Source organism: Actinomycetes bacterium (assembly GCA_035506535.1).
In the GTDB taxonomy this organism is placed as follows: domain Bacteria; phylum Actinomycetota; class Actinomycetes; order DATJPE01; family DATJPE01; genus DATJPE01.
Map to the genome: position 1 here is coordinate 1 of DATJPE010000094.1, position 7,524 is coordinate 7,524.

The following is a 7,524-nucleotide window of genomic DNA, read 5'->3' on the forward strand; positions in this document are numbered from 1 at the left end:
GTGCTCGACAAGCTCCTGCAGCAGAAGGTCATCTCCCAGCAGGTCCACAACGTGGCCGTCGCGACTCCGATGAGCAAGGAGCTGCACCCGCGCCAGATCCCCAACGGCTGCGCGACGTCGTACGCGCCCTTCTTCTGCGACTACGTCATCCAGATCCTGCGCAACGACCCGGCGTTCGGCGCTACCGCCGCTGACCGGCAGGCGCTGCTGGACCGCGGCGGGCTCACCATCCGGACCACCCTCGACCCGGCCCTCCAGCACATCGCCCAGAAGGCCGTCGATCAGGCCATCCCGCCCAAGGACCCCAGCCGCAAGATCGCCGCCGCGGTGGTCGAGCAGCCGGGGACGGGGGCGATCCTCGCCATGGCGCAGAACCGGGTCTGGGGGACGAACACCAAGGTCCGTGGGCAGACCACGATCAACTACATGGTCGACCAGAAGTACAACGGAACCGACTTCGGCATCGCTGCCGGGTCGACGTTCAAGGCCTTCACCATGGCTGCCGCCCTGGAGAAGCACGTCTCGATCAACACCCAGATCGACGCGACGTCGCCGAAGACCTTCACCCACTTCCACAACTGCACGACGGGCGCGCTCTATCCGCCCTACTCGCCGACGAACTCGACCACGTCGGGGGTCATGAACATGGCGAAGGCCGCGGCCTACTCGGTCAACACCTACTTCGTGGCCATCGAGGAGAAGATCGGCCAGTGCGCACCGGCCGCGCTCGCCGCCCAGCTCGGGATCCACGACGCCCAGGGCCGCGTGGTCACGGATCCGGGCCCGTCGTGGACGCTCGGGACCTACGAGACGACCCCGCTGGACATGGCCGAGGCGTATGCGACGTTCGCGGCCCGCGGCCTCCACTGCGTCAGCCGGGCGATCGTGTCGGTCACCGACCGGACCGGGGCGGCGCTGCGCGTGCCGGCCCGCAGCTGCTCGCAGGTGATCAGCCAGCCGATCGCCGACGGGGTCAACTACCTGCTGCACGGCGTCATCACGGGGCCGTACCCGGGCTCCACGGGCGCCCCCATGGCGCTCGCGGGCGGGCGGCCGGCGGCCGGCAAGACCGGGACCATCGACGACCACGCCGCGGTCTGGTTCGTCGGCTACACCCCCCAGCTGGCGACAGCGGTCACCGTCACCGACCAGCGCAGCGGGTTCGAGCACCCCCTGCTGAACATCACGATCAACGGCGTCCACTACGGCGAGGTGTTCGGCAAGAGCATCCCCGGGCCGATCTGGAAGCAGATCATGGACGCCGCGCTCGCCGGGCAGCCGTTCGAGAACTTCGTGCCCCCCGACCCGAAGATCATCGCCGGTGCCCAAGTGCGCATCCCCGACCTGACGAACCTCTCCGTCTCGGACGCCAAGAAGGCGCTGGCCGCGGTCGGCCTCACGGCGACGGTGAGCAAGAAGTGGGTCAACGTCGACGCCATCCAGTACGGCCACGTGGCGTCGTCGAGCCCGCCGTTCGGGACCTCGGTGGGCATCGGCAGCGAGGTCACCCTGTTCGTCTCGACCGGCAAGGCGCCGCCGGGGTCGCAGCCCACCTCCTCGGCGGGCGCGAGCGGGAGCCCGTCCGCCTCCCCGTCGAGCTCGCCGTCCTCCTCGTCCAAGCCGAGCAGCTCGGCGCAGCCCGGAGGGTCGTCCTCGCCCTGAGCGGGGGCCGGCTCAACTCCCGAGGGCCGTGCGCACGGCCGCGGCGACGCGTGACCCCTCGGCGCGCCCGGCCACGCGCGGGGTGAGCAGCTTCATCGTCGCGCCCATGGCCCGGGGGCCGTCCTGGCCGGCGGCCCGCACCTCCGCCACCGCCTGGTCCACCAGGGCGTCGAGCTCGGCGTCGCTGAGCTGGGCCGGCAGATAGGCGTCGAGGACCCGGCCCTCGGCCCGCTCCCGCTCGGCGAGCTCCGGGCGCCCCGCGGCGTCGTACGCCTCCGCCGCCTCCCGGCGCTTCTTCGCCTCGCGGCCGAGGACCTGCACCACCTCCTCGTCGGAGAGCTCGCGCGCGCTGGCCCCCGAGACCTCCTCGTTCGTGATGGCGGTGAGCGCCATGCGCAAGGTGGCGGTCGTCAGCTCGTCACGGCGGCGCATCGCATCGGTGAGGTCGGACTGCAGGGTCTGCTTGAGGGCTGCCACCAGGGCATCCTGCTCGATCGGAGACAATGGGCGCACCATGGTTGCCGGCTCCTCAGCGTTCACGCGCGTCGCCGCCCGGGCGCTGGTCGCCGGTGCGGTGACCAGCGCCGCCTGCCTGGCCTACGGTGCCGGCTACGAGGTCCGGGCCTTCCGGCTGCGGCGGGCGACCGTGCCCGTCCTGCCAGCCGGCCAGCGGCCGCTGCGCGTCCTGCACCTGAGCGACCTGCACCTGACGCTGGGCCAGGACAAGAAGCGGGCCTGGGTACGGTCCCTGGCCCGCCTGGAGCCGGACCTGGTCGTGAACACCGGGGACACCCTGGCCCATCCGCGGGCCGTCCCCGACGTGCTGGACGCCCTCGGCCCGCTCCTGGAGCTCCCCGGCGTGTTCGTGCTCGGCTCCAACGACTACTACGCGCCGAGCGTCAAGAACCCCTTCCTCTACCTGGTCGGCGGCACCGGCGACGACGCCCGCAGGACCCCCACGCACCGCGCGGTGCCCGACCTGCCCTGGCAGGACCTCGTCGACGGGATGAGCCGGCAGGGCTGGGTCGACCTGTCCAACACCACGGGCCGCCTCCAGGTGGACGGCCGGGAGCTCGCCTTCCGCGGCGTCGACGACCCGCACGTACGGCGTGACCGCTACGAGCGCGTCGCAGGTCCGCCGGAGGACGACGCCGACCTGGCCGTCGGCGTGGTGCACGCCCCGTACCTTCGGGTCGTGGACAGCATGGCGGCCGACCGGCTGCCGCTGGTGCTGGCCGGCCATACGCACGGCGGGCAGCTGTGCGTGCCCGGCTGGGGGGCGCTGGTCAGCAACTGCGACCTGCCGCCCCGTCGGGCCAAGGGCCTCTCCCGCCACGCCGAGGACACCTGGCTGCACGTCTCGGCGGGGATCGGCACCTCGCCCTACGCACCGGTCCGCTTCGCGTGCTACCCCGAGGCGACCCTGCTGACCCTCACCTCCCGCTGAGCTCCCCCGCCGCGGGGACCTGGCGGGGCACCGGCAACTCGTTTGGGCCGCCCTCCAGCGTCCGGCTATGCTGCCCGGGCACTTCGGGGTGTGGCGCAGCTTGGTAGCGCGCTTCGTTCGGGACGAAGAGGTCGTGGGTTCAAATCCCGCCACCCCGACGCAGGCCGAGCGCAAAGACAGCTTGCTGGCTTTGCCGAGGCCAAGGAAGGGGTCGAAGGCGCGAAGCGCCGAACACCCCGACGCAGGCCGAGCGCAAAGACAGCTTGCTGGCTTTGCTGAGGCCAAGGAAGGGGTCGTAGGCGCGAAGCGCCGAACACCCCGACGCGATCCAGGCGAGGTCTCAGCAGGTCGGAGGGACCGGCTCGGCCTCCGACCACGTCGTCTCGTGCACGGCCCCGCCGACCAGGGTCCGGGCGTACAGGATCTGGGCGTGCAGGATCTGGGCTTGACGAGCCCGCCGCGCCCAGGCGGGCCACCCGGCGACCCCGGCCCTCGCCAGACGCCCGACTAGATTCGGACGTGCCGATTCGACAACCGGGAGCGCCCATGGACAAGGACCTGGCCGAGCAGGTCGTCGACGTCGCCGCCCGGATCGTCGCCAGCGGAGCGGTCTCCGCCAACGGCCACGGCAACGTCAGCATCCGCGTTCCGGGCGCGGACGAGATGTACTTCACCGCGGGCCCGTCGCTTCGCGGCCACGCCGTCTCGGACGTGGTCCGGGTCGGGCTCGACGGCCGGCTGCGAGAGGGTGACCTCCCGCCGATCCAGGGCGCCGTCGTCGCGATGCACACCGCCATGTACGCCGACCGAGCGGAGGTGGGCTGCGTGCTGCACACGCACTCCCCGTTCGCCACGGCGTACGCGGTCGCACAGCGGCCCATCGGCTGCTGGATCGAGGCGTTGGCGATGTTCGGGCTGCCGTCGGGTGTGCCCGTCGCCGGATACGGCCCACGCGGGTCCGACGAAGCCGTCGATAACATCCGCGCCGCCGCTTCGCCCGGGGTGCCGGCCGTCCTGCTCGCCAACCATGGCGTCCTCGTCTTCCACCGCACCCCCGAGCTGGCCGTGCTCGTCGGCAGCGTCATCGAGGAGGCCGCGCAGGCCGGGGTCAACACCGCCGGCATCGGCGGCCCGGTGGAGATCCCCGAGGCGATGCGCGCCGCCGCCCTCCAGCGGACCATGGCCTTCGACGCGGCCGGGACGGCCCACGCCTGACCTGGACCGGCGCCTTCGCGACGAGGGCCGCCAACTCGACCCTGGTACGTCGCCACGCCAGGTCGTAGCCTCGGGTGACCCTTCGAGAGGGGGCAGCCCATGTTCATCCAGGTCATCCAGGGAACGGTCAGCGACCCCGAGGCCCTCAAGCGCTCCATGGCCCGGTGGATGTCCGACATCAAGCCCGGCGCGATCGGCTATCTCGGCTCCACCGGGGGCATTACACCCGACGGCCGCACCATCACCCTCGCCCGCTTCGAGTCCGAAGAGGCGGCGCAGGCCAACAGCGCGCGGCCGGAGCAGGCCGCGTGGTGGGACGAGGCGTCGAAGGCCTACGCCGACGACGTGACCTTCCACGACTGTCGCGAGGTCGACACCGGCTTCGGCGGCGGCAGCGACAAGGCCCGCTTCGTCCAGGTCATCCAGGGTCGGTCGGCCGACCCGCAGAAGATGCGGGAACTCGGCATGAGCGCCGAGGACGAGCTCCGCAAGATCCGTCCCGACATCCTCGGCTTCGTCATCGCGTGGCACGGCGACGGCGGCTTCACCCAGGCGGTGTACTTCACCTCGGAGGAGGCGGCCCGCGCGGGCGAGCAGGCGATGCAGGGCAACTCGACGATGGACGAGATCACCTCGCTCATGCAGCCGGAGGCCTTCTTCGATCTGCCCGACCCGCAGTTCGACTGACCGTCCACACCCGGACGGCCGACCCAGCAAGAAGCCGACCCAGCAAGAAGCCGACCCAGCAAGAAGCCGACCCAGGAAGGAGTGCGAATGGCGCTGGACGAGGAGGACACCGCCCCCGGAGACGGGGGCGCCGACGGCGGAGCCGACAGCGGAGCGGGCCACGGCGCGGACCACGGGGCCGACCACGGGGCCGACCACGGGGCCGACGGCGGAGCGGACGGCGGTGCCGACCACGGCGCTGACGCCGGCGCCGACCACGGGGCCGATGGCGGAGCGGACGGCGGTGCCGACGACGGCGCGGACGGTGGTGCCGACGGCGGTGCCTGACCGTCGATGACCAGCGTGGTGGAGCGCCGGGCGGTCGGTGACCGCCCGGCGCTTCGACGTGTGCTCGCGGAGACCGCCGAGGAGTTCGCCGCGTCGCGGTGGGGGGTGCGTCCGCTGCTCTCGACCGCCCAGATCCCGGTCCCCGAACATGCCGTCCCGTGGCCGGCCAGCCTCGGCTTCGACGACCTGTTCTCCCTCGAGGCAGCCGACGACCTGCTGGCCGTCTACGGCGTACGTACTCCCTTCCTGCGCCTGGCCCGCGACGGCAGGGTCGTGCCGCCTGCGCGGTTCACCCGATCCGGCGGGGTCGGGGCGAGCGTGCCCGATCAGGTCGACGCCGACGCGGTCGCCCGGGAGTACGCCGCCGGTGCGAGCGTCGTCTTCCAGGCGCTGCACCGGAACTGGCCGCCCCTGGTGGAGTTCACCGCGCGGCTGACCGCCGAGATCGGTCACCCCGTCCAGGTCAACGCCTACCTCACCCCGCCCGCCGCCCAAGGCTTCTCCGCCCACTACGACACCCACGACGTGTTCGTGCTGCAGGTGGCCGGGGCGAAGCACTGGACCGTCCACCCGCCGGTGCTCGCCCTGCCCTGGCCCGACGAGCCGTGGGAGGGCCGGCGCGAGGACGTCGCCGCTCGCGCGGCGCAGCCGGCGTACCTGGACACCCGGCTGGTCCCGGGGGACTCCCTCTACCTCCCCCGCGGGTGGCTGCACTCGGCCCGGGCCGGTCAGGAGCCGACCCTGCACCTCACCGTCGGCGTGCACCCCTTGACCCGCCGCGACCTCCTCGATGCGGCGGTCGAGCGGGCGCGGCAGGATCCGCGCCTGCGCGTCCCGCTCCCCCTCGGACTCGAGCCGGATGACGGCCGGTCGCTCGGCGGCGACCTGCGAGTAGTGGCCGACGTGCTGCACGGACTCGCTCCCGACCAGGACGTCGTCGGGGAGGCGCTGGCCCGACGGCGCCGCCGCGACACCAGGCCCGAGCCGCTGCGCCCGGTCGCTCAGGCCGCTGCGGTCGCCGCGCTGGCGCCGACCTCTCGGGTGCGCCTGCGCGCGCACCTGGTACGCCGGGACCGGGGCGCCCACGTCGAGCTGCACCTGCCGGACGGGGTGTCCGCGGTGCGGGCCGACGACCCGGCGGTGGCGAGGCTCCTGCGCGGCGAGCCGGTGACGGTCGCGGACCTGCCCGGCGAGCCGGGCCACGTCCTCGCCCTGGTCCGGCGACTGCTCGCTGAGGCGGTGCTCGTCCCTGCCGACTGACCGCTGCGCCGTGGCCAGCCGGGCCCGGGTCGACCCGCTCGCCGGCACCGCGCCCCCGATCGAGCGCTACCTGCTGGTCGAGCACCCGGGCCCGTGGGGTGCGTCCGCGCATCCGACCCAGGACCTGCCCCGGCCCCAGGGCGACGCGCTGCGCGCCGCGGCGGCGCGGCTCGGCGCCCGGCTCCTGCTCATCCGTCGCCCCGGACGGCAGTCCCGGCCCGACCAACTGCGGTGGGGGTACGCCGACGCGCGCCTGGCCACGCTGCGGTGGGGGACCTGCTCCGACCTCACCAGCGCGAGCTTCGACCCCGAGGAGGCGACGCCGGGCGAGGCGGCGTACCTCGTGTGCACCCAGGGTCGCCACGACCGCTGCTGCGCCATCGACGGCCGGCCGGTGGCGGCCGCCCTCGCGCGGCTGCGCCCGGAGCAGACCTGGGAGTGCACGCACGTCGGCGGCGACCGATTCGCCGCCAACGTCGTCGTCCTGCCGCACGGTCTGGCCTACGGGCGGGTCGGCCCGGACGACGCCGCCGAGCTCGTGGCGGCGTACGAGGCCGGTCGGCTCGTCCCCCGCCTGCTGCGGGGACGGACGACGGGACCACCGGCCCTGCAGTACGTCGCCGCGCAGATCCGCCGGCTGACCGGCAGCGCCGGCGTGGACGACGTCGAGCCGCTCGAGGTGGCCCGCAGCGGGCCGGACGCCTGGCGGGTGGTGCTGCGCGTGCGGGGGCAGGCCTACGAGTCGCACGTACGCGAGACCCACTCCGTCGTCGCGACCCCGCTCACCTGCGCCGGGGTCGGGCCGGGGACTCAACGCGGCTTCGAGACCTTGGCCCTCGACCGCGTCCCCGAACCCCGTGCCGGCCGCTGAGCCACCCGTGCGCTGAACACGTGTCAGGCGTTCGGTGCGCGATCGCGCACCGAAC

8 protein-coding genes and 1 tRNA gene are annotated in these 7,524 nt (G+C 73.5%); 8 read left to right on the forward strand and 1 reads right to left on the reverse strand.

Translation table 11 applies throughout. The features are described 5' to 3' along the window. Positions 1–1,662: penicillin-binding transpeptidase domain-containing protein (locus VMI11_14955; protein ID HTY73696.1), on the forward strand; the 1,662-nt coding region annotated here is incomplete at its 5' end. 12 nt (positions 1,663–1,674) lie between these two features. Here the strand turns inward: VMI11_14955 and VMI11_14960 are convergent. Further along, positions 1,675–2,139: a GatB/YqeY domain-containing protein gene (locus tag VMI11_14960; protein ID HTY73697.1), complete on the reverse strand. Its 465-nt coding sequence runs from the start codon at positions 2,137–2,139 to the stop codon at positions 1,675–1,677. A 37-nt stretch (positions 2,140–2,176) separates the two neighbouring features. On the opposite strand from VMI11_14960, the gene VMI11_14965 reads away from it, so the two are divergent. The 7 genes from VMI11_14965 (at position 2,177) to VMI11_14995 (ending at position 7,469) form a co-directional block, all read left to right on the forward strand. Next, positions 2,177–3,109 (forward strand): metallophosphoesterase, encoded by a 933-nt coding sequence (locus VMI11_14965; GenBank protein HTY73698.1) that lies wholly within the window; start codon positions 2,177–2,179, stop codon positions 3,107–3,109. An 84-nt stretch (positions 3,110–3,193) separates the two neighbouring features. Continuing rightward, positions 3,194–3,267: transfer RNA gene (locus VMI11_14970), tRNA-Pro, on the forward strand. A gap of 388 nt (positions 3,268–3,655) precedes the next feature. Next, entirely contained in the window at positions 3,656–4,324 is a 669-nt protein-coding gene (locus VMI11_14975) for a class II aldolase/adducin family protein (GenBank protein ID HTY73699.1), read from the forward strand. A gap of 99 nt (positions 4,325–4,423) precedes the next feature. After that, positions 4,424–5,011 carry a hypothetical protein gene (locus tag VMI11_14980; protein ID HTY73700.1) on the forward strand — a complete coding sequence of 196 codons (588 nt, stop codon included), beginning with the start codon at positions 4,424–4,426 and terminating at the stop codon, positions 5,009–5,011. An 87-nt stretch (positions 5,012–5,098) separates the two neighbouring features. Beyond that, complete coding sequence (locus tag VMI11_14985) at positions 5,099–5,338, forward strand: hypothetical protein (protein HTY73701.1); 240 nt, start codon at positions 5,099–5,101, stop codon at positions 5,336–5,338. Positions 5,339–5,344: 6 nt separating this feature from the next. After that, the gene (locus VMI11_14990) at positions 5,345–6,598 is read left to right on the forward strand and encodes a cupin domain-containing protein (GenBank protein ID HTY73702.1); all 1,254 of its coding nucleotides are present in this window, start codon (positions 5,345–5,347) and stop codon (positions 6,596–6,598) included. 10 nt (positions 6,599–6,608) lie between these two features. Next, positions 6,609–7,469 carry a sucrase ferredoxin gene (locus VMI11_14995; GenBank protein HTY73703.1) on the forward strand — a complete coding sequence of 287 codons (861 nt, stop codon included), beginning with the start codon at positions 6,609–6,611 and terminating at the stop codon, positions 7,467–7,469. The last annotated feature ends 55 nt before the right edge of the window (positions 7,470–7,524 follow it).

Coding starts and splice junctions, on each gene's coding strand:
- VMI11_14965 (HTY73698.1), top strand. CDS start 2,177: ATGGTTGCCGGCTCCTCAGCGTTCACGCGCGTCGCCGCCCGGGCGCTG.
- VMI11_14975 (HTY73699.1), top strand. CDS start 3,656: ATGGACAAGGACCTGGCCGAGCAGGTCGTCGACGTCGCCGCCCGGATC.
- VMI11_14980 (HTY73700.1), top strand. CDS start 4,424: ATGTTCATCCAGGTCATCCAGGGAACGGTCAGCGACCCCGAGGCCCTC.
- VMI11_14985 (HTY73701.1), top strand. CDS start 5,099: ATGGCGCTGGACGAGGAGGACACCGCCCCCGGAGACGGGGGCGCCGAC.
- VMI11_14990 (HTY73702.1), top strand. CDS start 5,345: ATGACCAGCGTGGTGGAGCGCCGGGCGGTCGGTGACCGCCCGGCGCTT.